At 57.2% G+C, this 18,595-nt stretch carries 14 protein-coding genes; 6 read left to right on the top strand and 8 right to left on the bottom strand.

The features are described 5' to 3' along the window. The first annotated feature begins 82 nt into the window (after positions 1-82). A complete protein-coding gene (locus AC2FGB_RS17675; protein ID WP_416383939.1) occupies positions 83-472 on the top strand; it encodes a DUF3307 domain-containing protein in 390 nt (129 codons plus the stop codon). A 20-nt stretch (positions 473-492) separates the two neighbouring features. On the opposite strand, the gene AC2FGB_RS17670 is transcribed toward AC2FGB_RS17675, so the two are convergent. The 7 genes from AC2FGB_RS17670 to AC2FGB_RS17640 all read right to left on the bottom strand — a co-directional run bounded on the left by AC2FGB_RS17670 (position 493) and on the right by AC2FGB_RS17640 (position 8,486). Continuing rightward, entirely contained in the window at positions 493-1,215 is a 723-nt protein-coding gene (locus tag AC2FGB_RS17670) for a hypothetical protein (RefSeq protein ID WP_142639393.1), read from the bottom strand. A 55-nt stretch (positions 1,216-1,270) separates the two neighbouring features. Further along, positions 1,271-2,575, bottom strand: coding sequence for an NAD(P)/FAD-dependent oxidoreductase (locus tag AC2FGB_RS17665; protein WP_496694538.1), 1,305 nt, complete (start codon positions 2,573-2,575; stop codon positions 1,271-1,273). Then, positions 2,572-3,246 (bottom strand): TetR/AcrR family transcriptional regulator, encoded by a 675-nt coding sequence (locus tag AC2FGB_RS17660; protein ID WP_282022267.1) that lies wholly within the window; start codon positions 3,244-3,246, stop codon positions 2,572-2,574. Before AC2FGB_RS17660 ends, AC2FGB_RS17665 begins: the two co-directional genes overlap by 4 nt. After that, a complete protein-coding gene (locus tag AC2FGB_RS17655; RefSeq protein ID WP_496694539.1) occupies positions 3,247-4,791 on the bottom strand; it encodes a trimethylamine methyltransferase family protein in 1,545 nt (514 codons plus the stop codon). 2 nt (positions 4,792-4,793) lie between these two features. After that, positions 4,794-7,196, bottom strand: coding sequence for a GcvT family protein (locus AC2FGB_RS17650; RefSeq protein WP_496694540.1), 2,403 nt, complete (start codon positions 7,194-7,196; stop codon positions 4,794-4,796). 111 nt (positions 7,197-7,307) lie between these two features. After that, complete coding sequence (locus tag AC2FGB_RS17645) at positions 7,308-7,937, bottom strand: glutathione S-transferase (protein WP_496694541.1); 630 nt, start codon at positions 7,935-7,937, stop codon at positions 7,308-7,310. Between the two features lie 18 nt (positions 7,938-7,955). Then, positions 7,956-8,486, bottom strand: a complete 531-nt coding sequence (locus AC2FGB_RS17640; protein ID WP_142639381.1) for a class I SAM-dependent methyltransferase — start codon at positions 8,484-8,486, stop codon at positions 7,956-7,958. Positions 8,487-8,686: 200 nt separating this feature from the next. Here AC2FGB_RS17640 and AC2FGB_RS17635 point away from each other — a divergent pair, with 200 nt between their 5' ends. The 5 genes from AC2FGB_RS17635 to AC2FGB_RS17615 are packed head-to-tail and all read left to right on the top strand — an operon-like array spanning position 8,687 to position 15,896. Beyond that, entirely contained in the window at positions 8,687-10,459 is a 1,773-nt protein-coding gene (locus AC2FGB_RS17635) for an ABC transporter ATP-binding protein (RefSeq protein WP_496690375.1), read from the top strand. Beyond that, complete coding sequence (locus AC2FGB_RS17630) at positions 10,452-12,362, top strand: ABC transporter substrate-binding protein (RefSeq protein ID WP_496678916.1); 1,911 nt, start codon at positions 10,452-10,454, stop codon at positions 12,360-12,362. The genes AC2FGB_RS17635 and AC2FGB_RS17630 overlap by 8 nt, the downstream gene beginning before the upstream one ends. A 14-nt stretch (positions 12,363-12,376) precedes the next feature. After that, positions 12,377-13,405, top strand: coding sequence for an ABC transporter permease (locus tag AC2FGB_RS17625; RefSeq protein WP_271951540.1), 1,029 nt, complete (start codon positions 12,377-12,379; stop codon positions 13,403-13,405). Then, positions 13,402-14,556, top strand: a complete 1,155-nt coding sequence (locus AC2FGB_RS17620) for an ABC transporter permease (RefSeq protein WP_496694542.1) — start codon at positions 13,402-13,404, stop codon at positions 14,554-14,556. Before AC2FGB_RS17625 ends, AC2FGB_RS17620 begins: the two co-directional genes overlap by 4 nt. Continuing rightward, positions 14,553-15,896: a CoA transferase gene (locus tag AC2FGB_RS17615; protein WP_496694543.1), complete on the top strand. Its 1,344-nt coding sequence runs from the start codon at positions 14,553-14,555 to the stop codon at positions 15,894-15,896. Before AC2FGB_RS17620 ends, AC2FGB_RS17615 begins: the two co-directional genes overlap by 4 nt. Positions 15,897-15,993: 97 nt before the next feature. Here AC2FGB_RS17615 and AC2FGB_RS17610 read toward each other — a convergent pair whose 3' ends face one another. Then, positions 15,994-18,369, bottom strand: coding sequence for a mechanosensitive ion channel domain-containing protein (locus tag AC2FGB_RS17610; protein ID WP_496690378.1), 2,376 nt, complete (start codon positions 18,367-18,369; stop codon positions 15,994-15,996). Positions 18,370-18,595 lie beyond the last annotated feature (226 nt).

Below are 18,595 nucleotides of genomic sequence, written 5' to 3'. Positions count from 1 at the left end.
TTGCCGAATGTGAACAAGTTCATTTGCGCAACCTCACATTAGCCCCTACTGTTTGCTTCAGGACGATATCGGGAGGATTCATTTGCCTGCCACTCTAGGCACTGTGTTATTGATGCTCTGCTTATTGCAGATCAAACATATGTTTGCAGATTTTTACCTCCAGACGCCTAAGATGCTGTCCGGCCGAGGCGAATATTTTCACTGGGGACGCGCCCAACATGCCGCTGTACATGTTATTGGGTCGGTGTTGGTTTTCTTGGTATTCGGCACCCCGCTGCCGTTTATCGTAATCATTGCCGGGCTAGAGTGGATCGTTCATTTCAACATCGACTTTGCCAAAGCCAGCTATTCCGACAAAAAACAGCTTATGCCAACCCAGGCAGCCTTTTGGCGGGCAGCCGGGCTGGATCAGTGCATGCATAATCTGACCTATGTGGCAATGGTCTGGGCCTGGGCGACATTCGCGGCCTGAACCAGAATTACCACAGCAATTCAGAGCTGAGTGGCCGATGGATAGAGCGATAGCCACCTCTGGTCTATGGCATCGATCTTCTGCGGGTCGAACTCGGTCTCAACTTCCCAGTACCGGCCAGACTCCACGAAATATCCAAGATCCGACTCCGACCGTATGATCTCAGCCATCCCCGATGTAGAAGGCATCTCGACCGAAGACAAATCTTCGCTGTCGACCGAGGGGTAAACCAGTCGGCTTGGCCCTTCGAACAATCGCACTGTGCGACAGCCCTGCGCCGCAGCAAACAATCCTAGTCGCGCCGACTTCGCCTCAAGCAGTCGCAAGGTCACATCGGATCGCAACGGATCTGCGGCTCCGTTGCCGTAGAAATGCGTCCGACCCTGTCCGGAATAGATCATATCGCAACCGCAATAAGCCAGAACCGAGGGCTGTAATGCAGACAAAGCCCAGTATCCGGCGGTAAAGGCCATCGTTCCCCCGGCATAGACAAACCCACCGAAACCATTCTGTATCGGAACGTATTCATTTGCAGTGACTATACGCTGGATGTCACTGACAGATGTGGGCATGTTCTTGGTCGGGAAATCCTCGGGGTGGATCAGAAAATCCCAGTCTGCGCGGACCCGCCAGGCATTGTTGATAGCGACGATATGCGTGAACGGCGTACGCGCCCAGTCCCGCGCACGCAGCGCGGTGGGGGCGCTGCCGAGGATCAGAACCTTGTTCTTCGATTTGGTCATTATGCGTCCGGGCTCAACTCGATCCCGTGAATGCTAGTGCATCAGGACGCGTCGGCTAGCCCAAAACGGAAAAACTGCTTTCTTTGTTGATCGGGCGCTTGCGGGAATAGAAACCGACATCGATTGTGCGTCCAATATAGGGCAGTTCAAATTGTAGCGGCGCACTGTCATGATCCGCGCCGTCTTCGCAATACCCGATCAGCGCCGTCATCATCTTGCCTGCAATCGGCGCGTTCTTGTACTGATTTCCACTGGATCCGCAGGCCATATAAAAACCGGGAAGGCTGGATTTGTCATAGATCGGAATCCAATCCGTAGACGCATCATACAGGTCCACCACACCGCGGGTCTTGGAAGGAATGCCAAGACTGGGCACTCTCTGGGCATAGCGCATCGCTTGCGTCGTCCACTGGTCGGTAAAGTCACGATAATAGGTTACGTCATCTTCGCACCATTGATGTGGGTCGCATTCGGGGTCTTCCGAGCCCACCAGGATGTGGTTGCCATGCTCTGGCCGGCAATAGCAGGCGATATCGCTGTCCGACACGATTGTCCCGTCATTTTCAAAGTCAAACCCCTCGGGCGCAGGGACGTGAACGACCTCTTGGCGCAAGGGGCGGGTCTGAATGGTCATGTCATCCAGAACATCTGCCATCCCGTTGATGATGGCCGAACCCGGCCCGGCTACGTTAACCACAACTTTCGCATGAATGTCTTCTCCCGATGCCAACCTGACACCAGAAACTCGCCCGTCATCAGTCAAAATCTCGACCACTTCGGCCCCGGTCCGCACTTCGGCCCCGTGCTGTTTGGCGGCATCCATCAGGTTCTGTGCGGATAGGGCCGGATCGGTGACATACCCGGCTTGAGGCCAGTAAACGCCGCCTTGCATCTTGCGTCCGTTGGGCTGCCCAAACTCGGGGTCATCCATGCGACGAGCGGGGGCAAAACTGTCCTGCGAATAGACCGGCAGCCGGTCGGTGACCTGTTCGGGGGACCATTCCTCGAACGGGCAATTCAGCGCGGAGCTGTTCTTCATGTGTTTTTCCAGCAGCCCGTTCGCCTCGGTCTTCATGACCAGACAGCCGGTTTCGCGGAATTGGGCCAGATCGGCGCCTTGCGGCAGGCCAAGATACTCGGCCCAGTCGCGCCAATAATGATAGCCTTCCCAGGCGAATGCCGTGCCGTCAAAGGTGGAATAATGCATCCGAATGATCGCGCAGGATCCGGCGGTTGAGCCATGGCCAACCTGAGCGTTTCGGTCCAGAGATACGGTTTTCCACCCGGCCTTGGCCATTTCAAATGCGATGGCCGCCCCGATCACACCGGTTCCGATGATGATTGCATCTGGTTGACTCATGATGGCTCTCCTTTCCAGTGATGGCGCGAATAGGCGCTGAATTCTTCTACTTCCTCTGGCCTCGGCTCGACCCCGGTGAAGACATATAGATAATGCGGCACCATTGATATCCGCGTGGACATCGGTTCATTCAGCTGCGCCAGATCGTATCCTATCTGCATGTAATACAGCACGCGCGCACGGGTTTCCGCCTCGACCTCGGAATAGCCAAAGCGGGCAAACATGGCGTGCAGCGCTAGCAACCGTCGGGCGTCAGACTGGTCCAGCGCGCGCCGCACCTTGCCCGATTTGCGCGCCCAGTCGCGCACCGCGAAATCCAGCGCGGTGTCAAACAGGTCGGTATTGACGACACAGCGATGCACATTGCACACCGCACCGGTTATCGTCTTTGCCGGAGCTTCGGCCTGCGCGACCAATGCCGCGGTATTGGTGGCCTGCCACCGTGCCAGAAGAGCATCCAGCAGTTCCTGGCGCGATTTGAAGTACCAATAGAAGGACGACCGAGACACGGCCATCCGTTCCGCCAGATTCATCACCTTGATCTGATCGACCCCGTCCGAGATTAGCACATCCAACGCCACGTTCAGCCAGTCGTCGCGCGTGACCTTGACATTTCCGATCAGCGGTTCAGCTTCCGGGTCGTCCCGGTGCAGGATGGGTTTCGTATTCATTTAACTCTCCGGCGGCGCGCCGCCCTCTTCGGTACGTTTGGCAATAAAGTCCTTCAGCGCGCCAATCTGGTCGCTGTTTTGCTCAGGTGGCTGAAAATTGGCCAAAATCTCCTTCCACACACCGGTCGCACGACTGTTTGCGTCCAACGATCCACGCTCGGCCCAGGTGCCGAAATTGGCATAATCATGGACATGCGGCTCATAGAATTCGGTATTATAGCGGTCCATCGTCTGGCTGGATGCAAAGAAATGTCCGCTGGGCTCGACCTCGCTTAGCGCGGTGTCGAACCCAATTTCAGCCTCGCCAGCCTGCGCCCCGGTGCACAGCTCGGCCACCATGTTCAGCACTTCGGCGTCGCAGACCAGTTTTTCAAAGGACACGGTCAATCCGCCCTCTAGCCATCCCGCCGAGTGAATGATCACCGTCGCCCCGGCCATCAGGCACCCCCACAGGCCAAACTGGTTTTCATTTGCCGCCTGCACATCATTGATGTTTGAAGCCGACCCCGCAGCCGAGCGCCACGGCAGGCCCAGATGCCGCGCCAACTGCCCGGCCGCCAGTGAGGCCTGAAAATGCGAGGGCGTTCCAAAGGCCGGAGCACCGGATTTCATATCCACATTGCTGGTGAAAGTGCCATAGCACACAGGCGCACCGGGACGTGCCAATTGCGTCAGGGTCAGTGCGGCCAACGCCTCGGCATGGGACAGGGTGATGGCCCCCGCCACCGTGATCGGTGCCATCGCCCCCATCAGCGTAAAGGGCGTGATGATTGACATCTGCCCGTGCCGAGCAAAGTCGATTAGCCCCTGCGCCATCGGTATGTCCAGCGTACGCGGGCTGTTGGTGTTGATGATTGTATAGCTGTGCGGAGAGGCCTGAAACTCGTCATCCGACAGGCCGCGCGCGGTCGACAGCATCTCAAAGCAATCCATCACCTGCGGTGTCCCGCGCGAGAAGAAGAATGGGAACTTGTCTGTCAGCTCCATCTGCGCCTGCGTGGTGAAATAGTGCCGCAGAGGGGTCGGCACATCCTGCGGTTCAACCTGAGGCGAGATCATCTGGAACACGTCGAAATGATGGGTGAGCTTCAGAAATTCCAGATAGTCCTGCCCGGTCGCCGGGCGACGTCCGCGTTCCAGATCAGTGGCATTCGGCGCCCCTGCCCCCGGTTGAAACACAAGGCTACCCAGTTCCAGCGTGAAATCCCGGTGCGACGCACCGGCCCGGCAGGCAATGGATTTCGGCGCCGAGGCCACCGCAGCCTCGACCATGTCGCGACCAATAAAAACCATTTCGCTATCGACATCAACGCGCGCGCCAGCTTTGGCAAAAATGCTCCGCGCCTCAGGCAGCAGCACCTTGATGCCCAACTCTTGCAACAAACGCAGCGCGGTTTCGTGCATGTCAGCGATCTGATCCGCCGGAAACACCTCCATCACCGGGAATGGATTCCTCAGCTGGCGGTAGTCGACCTTGCGGTTGGTCGCAGGCGCGGCATCAGCGCCACGCCCTCGCCTTCGCCGTCCACGTTCGGGGTTGGTCATTGTCAGCCCCGCATCGCTTTGCCCTGTGGATCATAGGGCGACGGCGCGATGACCCGCGCAGGTCGTTCGACCCCAACCACATGGACAGACAGTTCAGTGCCTGGTGCGGCCTTGTCACGATTGACCAGCGCCATCGCCAGGGACTTGCCGGTGTAGTGGCCATAGCCGCCCGAGGTGACAAAACCCACGTGCTCTGCCCCTGACCAGACAGGTTCGTATCCGCTGGCATCTGCGTCCAAAGCATCAACCTCAAGCGTCACCTGAACCTGCGCAGGACCATTGCCATCGCGTTCGGCCAAGGCGGCCTCTTTACCGACGAAATCCTTGTCCCAATCGATCCAGCGATCCATACCTGTCATGCCCGGCGTGTACGCTTGCGTGAATTCCGCCGACCAGATGCCAAAGCTCTTCTCAAGCCGCGTGGACAGCATCGCGTTGAAACCGCACTCGCGGATGCCCGCGTCGGCCCCGGCCTCAAGCAACATCCGGCGCAGCTTGATGTGATCGCCATAGCGGCAGTTGATCTCATAGCCTTTTTCACCTGTGACTGACATGCGCGCAACGCGAGCCCTGACAAGACCGATATCAAAATCACCACAGCCCATGAATTTCAGGCCCGAGACGTCCTGCTCGGCCAGTTTTTCGATTACCTCCTGCGATTTCGGCCCGACCAGACCGAACCCGCAATACTCCTCGCCCAGATCGCGAACCTCGACTCCGTCGATCATATGATCGTCGAACCAGCGCATATGCCAGGCGCGCAGGTAATAGCTGCCCATGATCCACCAGGTGCCATCGCCCCAATTCAGAACGGTCAGATCCCCTTTTAGCCGCCCATTCTCACCCAGCATTGGTGCCAACTTGGCCCGTCCCGGCGCGGGCAGTTTCGAAGCCATCACGCGATCCAGCCACAGCTCGGCATTTGGCCCGGTGACCTCGAACCGGGAAAAGCCAGAGATGTCCATCAGGCCGACGCCCTCGCGGATCACCTTGCATTCCTTGGCCACGATATCATGCGCGTTGGATCGCTTGAGGGTCGGCGTTTCCTCGAACCCTTTCGGCGCGAAGTACAGCGGCACCTCAAGGTCCCAGCTGACACCCCATTTGCATCCCGCTTCAGTCATCGCGTCATGAGCTGGCGCCATCTTCAGCGGACGACCGGCAGGCAGCTGTTCGTTCGGATATGTCATCACGAAACGGCGGGAATAGAATTGCCCGGTGGTTTCACGAATATAGCGTTTGTTCTGGGCAAAATCGCCATAGCGGGCAATGTCCATCGGCCATGCATCGGCCTCGGGCTCGCCATGGATCATCCACTCAGCCAGTGTTTTGCCAACGCCGCCGCCCTGCAGGAACCCGGCCATGACAGCGCAGGCGGTCCAATACCCGCGCTTGCCTGGAACCGGCCCGACCAGCGGGTTACCATCAGGCGAGAATGTAAACGCCCCGTTGACCCAGGTTTTGATGCCGACATTCTGGATCGACGGATAGCGTTCAAAGCCCAGCGTCAGTTCATTCTCGATCCGGTCAAGCTGCTCCTGAAACAGTTCCTCGCCATAATTCCACGGCGCGCCGTCCATGGCCCAATGTTCATGGTCGACCTCATAGATACCGACCAGAACGCCCTTTTGGTCTTGCCGCATATAGGTGAACCCCTCGAGGTCCACGGTCATTGGCATCTCAAAATCCGCCGCCGCCACTTCGGGCACTGTATCCGTGATCAGATAGTGATGTTTCAGCGGCGACACTGGCAGCTCAACCCCCGCCATGCGCCCGACCTGCTTGGCCCAAAGCCCCGCGGCATTGACCACGTGCTCGCAAGTTATAGTGCCCCTGTCCGTCACGACCTGCCAGCCATCATCGGTCTGGATCAATTCCTCGACCTTGGTCTCCTCGTAATACTCGGCACCGCGTTTCTTGGCAGCAGTTGCATAGGCCTGAACCGTACCGGTCGTGTCGATATAGCCTTCTCGATCGGCCCACATCGCGCCCAGAACGCCGTCAGTCGACATGATGGGGCAGCGCTTTTGCGCCTCTTGTGGAGTCAGCAATTCGCAGTCTTCGATACCGATAGACTGGAAGATACGATAGTTGGCCTGCAGCCACTCCCACCGCTCGGGCGTTCCAGCCAAAGTCAGACCACCGGTCATGTGCAGGCCGATATTCTGCCCGGATTCCTTTTCGATCTCGCTGAGAAGGTCGATTGTATAGGCCTGCAGCGATGCCATGTTCGGATCCGCGTTCAGCGCGTGAATACCGCCCGCCGCGTGCCAGGACGATCCCGACGCCAACCGCCGCCGTTCCAGCATGACCACATCTGACCAGCCGAATTTGGCCAAGTGATACAGAACCGAGGCGCCCACAACGCCGCCACCGATGACCACAACGCGATACTGAGATTTCATTATGCTCTCCCCTGCATGACTCGAGGGAGACGCTAGTGATACTGTTCACACCTGTCTAGACATTTCTGTACAGTCTAGGTGTGCAAGTTCAGTCAGCTCAATTTCAACGCATTAAAGCTGTGCGCTTGGACGCGAAGCAATCTTGTCGAACCAAGACAGCGTCGCGGTATTTTCCTGTGGAATCCGCATCTTGATCACGCGGGCAAAGTCAACAAACACAAAGGTCGAGATATCGGCCAGCGTGAACTCAGCCCCCGCAACAAACGCACTATCCTTCAGCCGCGTTTCAAGCAAATCGAAAAACCGGCCAACCCGGTCCATGCCACGCTGTGCCAGCTCGGGTATCTGCGCATAGTTCGCCGGGCCCGGAATCGCCCGATCCTTGAACGCGGGATGGGTGTTGCGCAGAGCCTCGGCAATAGGCACTCCACCCTGCTGCTCGACAATGCTGTTCCACATCAGGACCAGCCCCTTTTCATCTGGCGTACGTCCCATCAAAGGTGGTTCGGGAAAGCGCGCCTCAAGATAGGCGGCAATGCCCAGGTTTTCGGTCAGCGTTGCACCCTCATCCGTCACCAGAACAGGGATCGTCGCATTGGGGTTTACCGTAAGGAAAGCGCCATCCAACTGTTCCGCCTTTGCTATCGAGATATTGCGCGTTTCAATCTCCAGCCCTTTTTCCGCGATGTACATGCGCGCGCGGCGCGGGTTTGGAGCGGTCGTGCAATCATAGAAAAGCATTTGGTATCCTTCTCGCGCTTAGCGGCGGTAGATAAAGCAACGTCCGTCCACCGCATGTTCAGGCAGCGGGATTTCGGTCAGGTTTTCGAAATACATCCGGTCGCTGGACACCATCAGCCCACCTTCTGCCAACAACGGTTCTATCAGGGGGGAAACCAACCGCGCGAAAGCATCGTTCTTGTCCCTGTTATGGCCGCCAAGATCCGCATGGATCAAACTGGCCGTCGCCCCAAACCGTTCAAGTGCCGCAGGCAGAGTCTCACGCACATCCCCCAGAATCACCAGATCCTCGGGCGGGGTAGAGTCCGGATGAGAGGCCACGGCGCGTTCGAACACATAGACCGGACGGTTTTGAATGTACTGAACCATGTGATGATAAGTACGACCATTCCCTAATCCCAACTCGAACACCGGACCGGACATAGTACTTGTCTGTGCAATGGCATGGTCCAGGCAGGCACGCTGCGACACCATACGGTCGATGAACAGGTCAAGACGGCTTTGGGGATCGGGCACTGGGAAATCTCTCCTTGATATTTGACGACACATAACCTGTGACCGACATCGCATGTGATGACAAATCCTCAAGGCATTGTGTAGGCAAATCGGCCTCAGTTTCACGTTTTCGCGACATTTCACCCCAAGAACGGGTTTGACTATACAGGCACAACCGCGCGAAACTGAGACAAAAAACACAGGGAGTTGATCAAGCCTATGCCGAGCTACGGCCTAACGGGTGGAATACCCGCATGACTGCGTTGTTGTCTGTCCGGGACCTCAGCATCGGATTTGGTGCCGGAGAGTCTGTGGTTCAAGGCGTCAACTTCGACGTCGAAGCGGGACAGACACTTGCGCTTGTGGGTGAATCAGGGTCGGGGAAAACGATCTCATGTCGGGCTGCTTTACGCATTCTTCCCCGAGCAGCCCAAATTCGAAGCGGTACGATTACTCTGAATGATTCTAAAGGCATGGAGGAACTGACCCAGATCAGCGAACGTCAGATGCGCGGCATTCGTGGCAATCGGATCTCGATGATCTTTCAAGAGCCGATGCGCTCGCTCTCTCCCCTGCACAAAATTGGCAATCAGGTCAGCGAAGTTCTTTGGCTGCATCGCAATGCCTCCGAGGCACAGGCCCGCAAAACGGTTCTGGAACAGTTCGAACGCGTGGGTTTTCCAGACCCTCAGCGCGCCTATGATTCTTACCCGTTCGAGCTGTCCGGCGGGATGCGCCAACGCGCCATGATCGCTATGGCCATGGTTTCCAAACCGGAATTACTGATCGCGGACGAGCCGACGACAGCATTGGACGTTACGACACAGGCCCAGGTGCTGGGGCTGATCAAAGAGCTTCAGCGTGAAACGGGAATGGCGCTGATCCTTGTGACCCATGATTTGGGGGTCGTCGCCAATATGGCCGAACAGGTCGTGGTCATGCACAAAGGCCGCGTGATGGAGGCTGGAGCTGCGGCACCGATCCTGACCAGCCCTGCTCACCCCTATACCCAACAGTTGTTCAACGCCGCGCCCGAGATTCCGGATCAGGACGCGGTTGGCATCCCGATGCCCGACGAAGATCTGATCCTTCAGATGAAGGCCGTGTCGAAAACCTATACGATGCGATCCAGCAAGGGCTGGCAGGGCGAACGCCTGATCCATGCCTGCCGCGGAGTCGATCTGAACCTCGCGCGGGGCAAGACGCTGGCGATCGTCGGCGAAAGCGGCTCGGGCAAAACTACGGCCGCCCGCATCGCACTAGGGGCTGAGCCGCCTGATCCGGGCGGAGAGGTTCTGTTTCGAACCTCCCCCGATGAAGAAGCGATCACCGTTCACAAGATGACCCGGACCCAGCGCACCGCGTTTCAGCGCAAGGCGCAGATGGTGTTTCAGGACCCCTACAGCTCTCTCAGCCCTCGCATGCGCATTCAGGATGCGATGACCGAACCGTTGGAGATTCACCGTATCGGATCGACCGCCGAGCAGCGCGAAAAAGCGGCCGAGATGCTGACACGTGTTGGCCTGAACGCCGATATGCTGAAACGCTATCCCCATGCTTTTTCCGGCGGCCAAAGACAGCGCCTGTCGATTGCCCGCGCAATGATGCTCGACCCTCAGCTTATTGTCTGTGACGAACCCACTTCGGCTCTGGACGTATCGGTTCAGGAACAAATCCTGACGTTGCTGGAACATTTGCAGGACAGCCTGAATTTGTCGTATTTCTTCATCTCGCACGACCTTGCGGTCGTTGCACGCATTGCCGACGAAGTTGCTGTGATGCGTCGTGGGCTTGTCGTGGAACAGGCCCCGCCTGAGACACTGTTTTACAACCCTCGTCACCCTTACACCAAGGCACTGATTGCTGCGCAGCCAGAGCCCGACATCAACCGCCCCATCGACCTGAATTTGGTTGCTTTGGGTGCTGGTTCACCTGACAGTTGGGATGACGCCTTCCGATTTACCGACTCCGTGGTACCTTCATTGGTAGAGATGGAGCCCGGCCATAAGGTACGATGCCATGTTTAAGACCACTCGCCCGCTGTTACTGGCCGTTGCGCTGGCCGCAACATGGGCCCTGCCCGCCACGGCAGACATGCCCGAGTTGCAAGAAAGTACTTTCTGGGAAACCGAAGTGAATGCGGGGAACCTTCCCCCCATACAGGACCGAATTCCCGCCGAACCCCTGATTGTGGATCTTGCTGCAAAAGGCAGGGAATTCGGCAAACAGGGCGGCACTTTGCGCACAATGATTACTCGGTCCAAAGACATCCGGCAGATGGTCGTTTACGGATACGCCCGCCTTGTTGGGTTCGACCAGACCTATCAGGTCGTTCCAGACCTGCTTGAATCCTTCCAGAACGACGACAACCGCAAATACACCCTCAACCTGCGTGAAGGTCACAAATGGTCGAATGGCTCTCCGTTCACTTCCGAGGACTTCCGATACTGGTGGGAGGATGTGGCAAATAATGAACTGCTCAGCCCGTCGGGACCACCGGATTTTCTGATCGTCGAAGGCAAGACTCCGACCGTGACCTTCCCCGATGAAACGACCGTTGTGTTTGAATGGGAAGATCCCAACCCCGGCTTCCTGCAGGCTCTGGCACAAGCGCGCCCGCCTTTCATCTACCGCCCTTCCGAGTTCCTGAAACAGTACCACGAGAAATACGCTGACGCAGAAAAGCTTGCCTTTCAGGTTGAAGATGCCCGCGTCAAAAGCTGGGCAGCTTTACACAACAAACTCGACAACCTTTACAAGTTTGACAACCACGAGTTGCCAACCTTGCAGCCCTGGTTGAATGCAAGTTCGGGCAAAAAGATCCGTCACAACTTTGTTCGCAATCCCTATTTTCATCGCATCGATAGCCATGGGGTGCAGCTTCCCTATATCGACGTGGTCGAGATGGAGATCGTGGCCGGGGGTCTGGTTGCTGCAAAAACCAATGCTGGCGAATCCGATCTACAGGGGCGCGGACTGGCGTTCCGCGACGCTTCGATCTTGAAAAAAGGCGAGGCCGGTGGAGACTACAAAACCTTGCTGTGGAAAACCGGGGTTGCCTCACAGATCGCGATTTACCCCAATCTGAACTACGAAGACGAAGCATGGCGTGCCGTTTTGCGTGACGCGCGTGTTCGCCGCGCGCTGTCTCTGGCAATCGACCGCAAAACGATAAATCAGGCGCTGTATTTCAAACTGGCCCATCCCGCCGCGATGTCGGTCTTGCCTGCTTCGCCCTTCTTCAACGAAGAAAACGCAAAGGCATGGGCACAGTACGACATCGAATTGGCGAATGCGCTGCTGGACGAGGCCGGCCTGACCGAACGTGACAAGAACGGCACGCGGCTGTTGCCGGATGGCCGCCCGATGGAACTGGTCATCGAAACTGCAGGTGAGCGGCAAGAGGTCGAAAACGCCTTGCAAATCGTCACAGACACATGGCGCGACATTGGCGTCGATCTTATTATGCGCCCATTGGACAGGGACATTCTGCGCAACCGGGTGTTTGCCGGCAGCACAATGGCGTCCGTCTGGTACGGCTGGGATGACGGCATCCCGCAACACCACACCTCACCAGCTTATCTTGCCCCTACCGATCAGGTGTTTTTGGCCTGGCCAAAATGGGGGCAGTACTATCAGACCGGAGGCGATGTTGGTGAGAAACCCGATATGCCCGAGGCCGAGCGCCTGATGGAACTGGCCCATAACTGGGAGGTCGCCTCGACTGATGAGGAACGCAAGGCCGCATGGGATGAGATGCTGAAAATCCACGCTGACCAACTTTATGCCATTGGCATTCTGAACGGTGCGCCTCAGCCTATCGTCGTATCGAACCGCCTGCGCAACGTCCCCGAGCAGGCCATGTGGGCCTGGGAACCCGGCGCACATTTCGGCATTCACCGGCCGGACGAATTCTTTTTCGCCGACTGATCAGGAGCAGCCACATGGTCATGCTGCGCTATGCAGTCTATCGCTTTTTCACGATGCTGCTGACCCTTCTGGTGGTGTCGGTTCTGGTATTCGTGATTATCAACCTGCCCCCGGGCGACTATCTCAGCAATCAGATCGCTGAACTGCAGGCGTCCGGACAATCGGCGGGTGTGGCCAAGGCAGAATTCCTGCGCGCGGAATATGCTCTGGATCGCCCCATGTGGGAGCAATATCTGATCTGGATCGGTTTCTGGCCTGGCCCGCATGGGTTCGATGGGCTGGTGCAAGGCAACTACGGCTGGTCCTTTGAATTTGACCGCCCTGTCGCAGAAATCGTGGGCGACACGCTGTGGCTGACCGTCGTGGTCAATCTGGCCGCCATCCTGTTCGTATATGCGGTGGCCTTGCCACTGGGTGTCCTTGCAGCCGCGAAGTCGCGGACCTGGATCGACTATACCTCGGCCTTTGTAGGCTATTTGGGTCTGGCAACGCCGAACTTTCTACTGGCACTAATCCTGTTTTACTATGGGCACCGCTATTTCAACCTACCAATCGGAGGCCTGATGGACCCGTCCTTTGAAGGGCTGCCGATGAGTTGGGAAAAGCTGAAATCCATCCTCGTCCATTTGATCGTACCGACCTTTGTGATCGGCACATCTGGCGCTTCGGCGATGATGCAGCGATTACGGGCGAATATGCTGGATGAGCTGGGCAAACCCTATGTGGAAACCGCCATTGCCAAAGGCATGGCCCCGTCGCGGATGCTGACCAAATATCCGCTGCGTGTGGCCTTCAACCCCTTTGTCGCGGATATCGGAAACCTGCTGCCTTCGATGGTCTCCGGCTCTGTTCTGGTATCGGTTGTTCTGGGCCTTCAGACAATCGGCCCGACATTGCTGACCGCGCTGAAAACCCAGGACCAGTTCCTGTCCGCCTTCATCCTAATGTTTGTGGCTTTGCTGACACTGATCGGTACGATGATCTCTGACATTCTGCTGGTCATGCTGGACCCGCGCATCCGATATGAGGGGCGTGAAGCATGACCCAACATCCTGATGATCGCTATGTCGACGACGCCCCATTCGATCCCGATGCCGCCCTGCAACAGCTTGAGCGCGCCGATTTGGATGCTCCGAACTGGATTCTGGTCTGGCGCAAATTCCGAACCCACAAGCTGGGCCTGATTTCCGGCGTCTTCCTGTTGCTGTGCTATCTCATGCTGCCCTTTGCGGGTTTCATCGCGCCTTATGGCCCGAATGAACGTAATGACGAGCACCTCTATGCCCCGCCGCAAAGCATCAACTGGTTCCATGAGGGCAAATTCATCGGGCCTTATGTCTATTCGATGGTGGCCGAGGCGGATCTGGAGACCTTCCAGTGGAAGTTCGTTGCCGACACCGACACACCGCGGCCAATCAAGTTTTTCTGCGAAGGGGCCGAGTACAAGCTGGCGGGTCTGATCAAGTCGGACACGCATCTGTTCTGCGCGCCTGAAGACGCGACTTTGTTCCTTTGGGGGTCGGATCGTCTAGGCCGTGATGTATTCAGCCGTATCCTCTTTGGCGCCCAGCTGTCATTGACGGTGGGTCTGATCGGGATTTCAGTGTCCTTCTTTCTTGGTATCCTGTTCGGCTCGATTGCGGGATATTTTGGCGGCAGAATCGACTGGGTGATTAACCGTATAATCGAAATTCTGCGCTCACTACCTGAATTGCCCCTTTGGCTCGCGCTATCAGCGGCGGTCCCCTCGAATTGGAGCCCGGTCGCGGTATTCTTCATCATCTCGATTATCCTGGGGATTCTCGACTGGCCTGGCCTTGCGCGATCTGTTCGTGCCAAATTCCTATCGTTGCGAGAAGAAGAATACGTACGTGCAGCCGAAATGATGGGAGCAAGCTCGGGCCGGGTGATCCGCAAGCACCTGCTACCCAACTTCATGTCGCACCTGATCGCATCGGCAACCCTGTCGATCCCGGCAATGATCCTGGGCGAAACGGCGCTCAGCTTCCTTGGGCTTGGGCTGCGCGCCCCGGCCGTCAGCTGGGGTGTGATGCTGAATGATGCGCAGAACCTTGCGTCGATCGAGATCTACCCCTGGACGGCCATCCCGATGCTGCCGATCATTGTCATCGTGCTGGCATTCAACTTTCTGGGTGACGGGCTTCGTGACAGCCTGGATCCATATCAGCAATGACGCTGTTATCCGTACTGCCATCACCCGAAGGGTATCGGACAACCGGCACCGGAGCCCGACCCAGCGTGTATGCAGTCTCCGAACTGGCGACCGCCAGCTTTGCGGCTGTTGGTCAGGAACTGGCACGCCTGATGGGCGCGCTGAACCTGACCCAATGCCCGCCCGAGATTTTGGTCGATCACCGGTTGGCGTCTCTCTGGTACGGATATTCTTTCAAACCCGATGGCTGGGAAATGCCCAACCTCTGGGACAGTATCGCCGGTGATTACCTTGCCAATGACGGTTGGATCAGATTGCACACGAACCTGCCTCAGCACCGTGCGGCCGCCCTGAAAGTCCTGAAGGTCAAAGGAGATCGGGACGCGGTTACAAAGGCTGTTGCAACTATGTCGGCAGCCAGTCTTGAAAACGCTGTCGTGGCTGAGGGCGGTGTCGCAGCCGCCATGCGCAGCCGCGGGGAATGGCAGGATCATCCACAGGGGCGCGCGGTTTCACGGGACCCGCTGATCGGATGGCACAAACCCCGACAGATTAAGCTTCGCGACCGGCCAGAGGCAACGGCCAAGCGCCCGCTGGCAGGTCTGCGCGTGCTTGATCTGACCCGCGTTCTGGCCGGTCCGGTTTCAACTAGAACTCTGGCGGGGTTCGGGGCAGAGGTTCTGCGCATTGATCCTCCGGACTGGGACGAGCCGGGTGTGATCCCGGATATTTCTCTGGGTAAGCGCTGTGCCTATCTGGACCTGAAATCCCCCGCAGGGATCGAGTTGCTACACGGCTTGCTGACCCAGGCGGATGTCTTCATTCACGGCTATCGCCCTGGCGCATTGGACGCGCTGGGCCTCACCCAAGCCAAACGGGACGAGCTTGCCCCGAACAGAGTAGAAGTCACACTGAATGCCTATGGCTGGCAAGGCCCTTGGTCTTCGCGGCGCGGATTTGACAGCCTCGTACAGATGAGCAGCGGGATTGCCGATGCAGGTCGGGTATGGGCCGGTGCAGACAAGCCGACACCCCTGCCGGTGCAGGCGCTGGACCACGCGACTGGATATCTGATGGCTGCCGCCGTCCTGTCAGCATTGTCCGAAGCCGCGAAGGGTGCGCCGATCATGCAGGCCCGATTGTCGCTGGCACGCTCGGCTGACCTGCTGACCATTCTAGGCAAGTTCGACACCAAGACAGAAATTGGCGCTTCGGTTCCTGCTGATTTCACGACCAAGACCGAAACCTCTGGATGGGGACCGGGCCACAGGTTGAAGCCCGCGCTCTCGGTTGGTCCGGCCCAGATGTCGTGGGACCTGTCCGCAAGCAAGCTGGGCACGTCGAGCGCCACCTGGTCATAGCCCTACGCCTACACCCTCGCCGGCAGCCGCGCGGTCCGGCCCAACGCTTTGGAAGGGGTCTCGTCAAAGACGCAGCCCAAAGAGGCGGGTGCGGTCCCTAGCGATCGTCGCCTCCAGGACCGATATCGTCCAGATAATCCTCGTCGATGGCCGCATGCACTGCACCGGTCACCGCTTCGCGTTCCTGCGGTGTCAGGTTTTCGGCCTCTTTTCCGTCAGCAAGCCTGACGGTCACCTCACGATGAGCAAACTTGATCCCTTCGCGAGCAAACAATTCGCGGATATCCTGATAGACCTTCTTACGCACCAGCCACTGATCGCCCGGCTTGGTCATGAACTTGACCCGAATAATCATCGCCGAATCCTGCATTTCGATCACGCCCTGCGATTTCAACGGCTGGATAAAGTTATCCCCAATCACCGGATCGCTCAAAAGCTCTTGGCCCAAATTCTTGATGAGTTTCCGTACTTTTTCGACATCGGTGTCATAGGTCACCCGCAGGGGCAGCTTCATGATCACCCAATCACGCGAATAGTTGGTAAGAACCTTGATCTCGCCAAAGGGGATCGTATTCAGTGCGCCCAGATGGTGCCGCAACTGGAACGACCGGACCGAGATTTTCTCGACCGTCCCCTTCACATCGCCAATGTCGATATATTCGCCTTTGCGGAAGGCATCATCCATCAGGAAGAACGCGCCCGAGAATATATCCCGGACAAGCGTTTGCGACCCGAACCCAACGGCCAGACCCACGACACCGGCACCGGCGAACAGCGGGCTGACATTGATACCCAATTCCATCAGGACAATCAGAACGATGGTCACAACAACAACCGCCAGAATTGCGCCACGGAACAACGGCAGCAGTGTCGCAAGACGGCTTTGCCCGCCTTCCCCGCCCTCGTCGCCCAGTTCAACCTCTCCACCGGCTACGTCTTCTTCCTCAGCAATCTTGGTATCAATCCAGACACGGAAGAAATGGAACAAGATGTAGCCCATGAACAGGATAACCATCACGTCCAGAGCCCGTTCAATAGGTAGGTCTTCGCTCCAGCTTGCGTCAGGATTCCAGATCACAACCAGAGCATATAACCCGACGACAAATGCCAGGATACCGGCCACACGTCGCGCCAGATCCTCATAGGTGACGATCGAGTGCTTTCTCTTTTCCGCTTGCGGGGTTTGAGGAACCTCATCCTCTTCAACACCGACACCAGTCTCTGCGTTCAGCTCTTCAATCTGGCGATTGCGGACGAAGTAGCGTTCAAGCAGATAGTTCATCGCGCCATAGGCAATGACCACAGACATGAAGATGGCATAGCTGCTGGCAACAATCGGAATGGAATTCTCGTTCTCAAGCACCAGATCAACAGCCAGTTTGAACCAGCTGAACACGATATAAACTGCCAGAACCGGCGCCCAGGCAATCGATATCAGGCGCAAAATCCAGGATACCTGTTCCTTTGACCGCCCGCCTCGGATCGCGTTCGAGATGGCGCGCGCGTTGAACAGAATCATCAGAACATTGCCCAAGGCGCCAAACATGGTCAGGCCGCCATAGACCATCGCATAGACATTGTAGTTCAAACCAAAATCCGCAACCCAGGTAGAAAACAATACCACCGAGATATCATATGTCGCGATTGCCGAGGCCCAGACGTAAAGGCGTTTTGCCTCCCGGTCGGAAAAGGGCGGCAGCCGGTACTGACTGAGGTAAGGAGACAACACCATACGCCAAAGATCGGAAACTGTGCGTGCAAGAAAGAATGCCGTAAATATGGCGGTGGTCGTGAACTGAATCGAAAGATCTTCAGCCTCGCCAAAGATCAGATAGCCCACGATCAGGGCCATCAGCATCGCGAAGATCGTGGCCCCAACACCCATGAAAAAGCGAAAGACCAGAAAGGGCATTTTTTCGCGATAGCCCTGCGGATCTTCTTTTGACCGCGCCACCACCAGCCTTTTTGCAAGACGCTTGCCGTAGATTTCTATCGACAGCCAGCGCCCCAGAAGAAGGAAGAGTATATTCCAGCCCAACACTTCGACATAGGTCTGTATTCGGCCGTCCGGACTGGTCTCTCGCAAAACATATTGCACTTCGAAGATCGAATACGGCAAAGCCTGCAGGCGCGACTCCATCGACTCGCGGAACTTCGAGAACCGCTCTTGCGCCTTCATCAACTGTGACCCTTCGGACATCGGGTCATGGGCGATATCGTCGTGCGTCGAGGCGGCATTGCCACCAGATGAGACAAGCTGACCGGCGCTGTCGATGACGATGACGCTTGCACCCGCTTCGGTGGCTGATCGGATCGCGTCAGCCAGTTCGCTTTCCTTATCTGCTTCAGATGTTGTGCCAGACCCCGAACCATACCCGGGTATAAGCGAAGTCTGCGCCGTCGCTTCCGACCCCAGAGATAGCATAGCCACCCAGACGAACAGGGCCATTGCAGCCAATAGGTTAAATCTCATGAATTCTCGCTTCCGGGTCGCATGTTGTCGCAGGTTACAGAAGCTTTCCGAACACTTCAATTTGTGCGCCGCTGCGGTCCCGATAAAGTGCACAGGCGTGTTCCGGGTGCAATGAGTTGGAATCGGATGTTTTCATCCGCTTCAAAACTGAATATGACGGGCTGGGCATACACTTTCGGGCAAGCAGCTAAGGTCTTTGCGCAAAAACGAAAAGGCACCTTGCGGC

It is taken from the genome of Ruegeria sp. CDSC021, from assembly GCF_059610845.1.
This window is presented reverse-complemented; position numbering and strand designations above follow the sequence as displayed.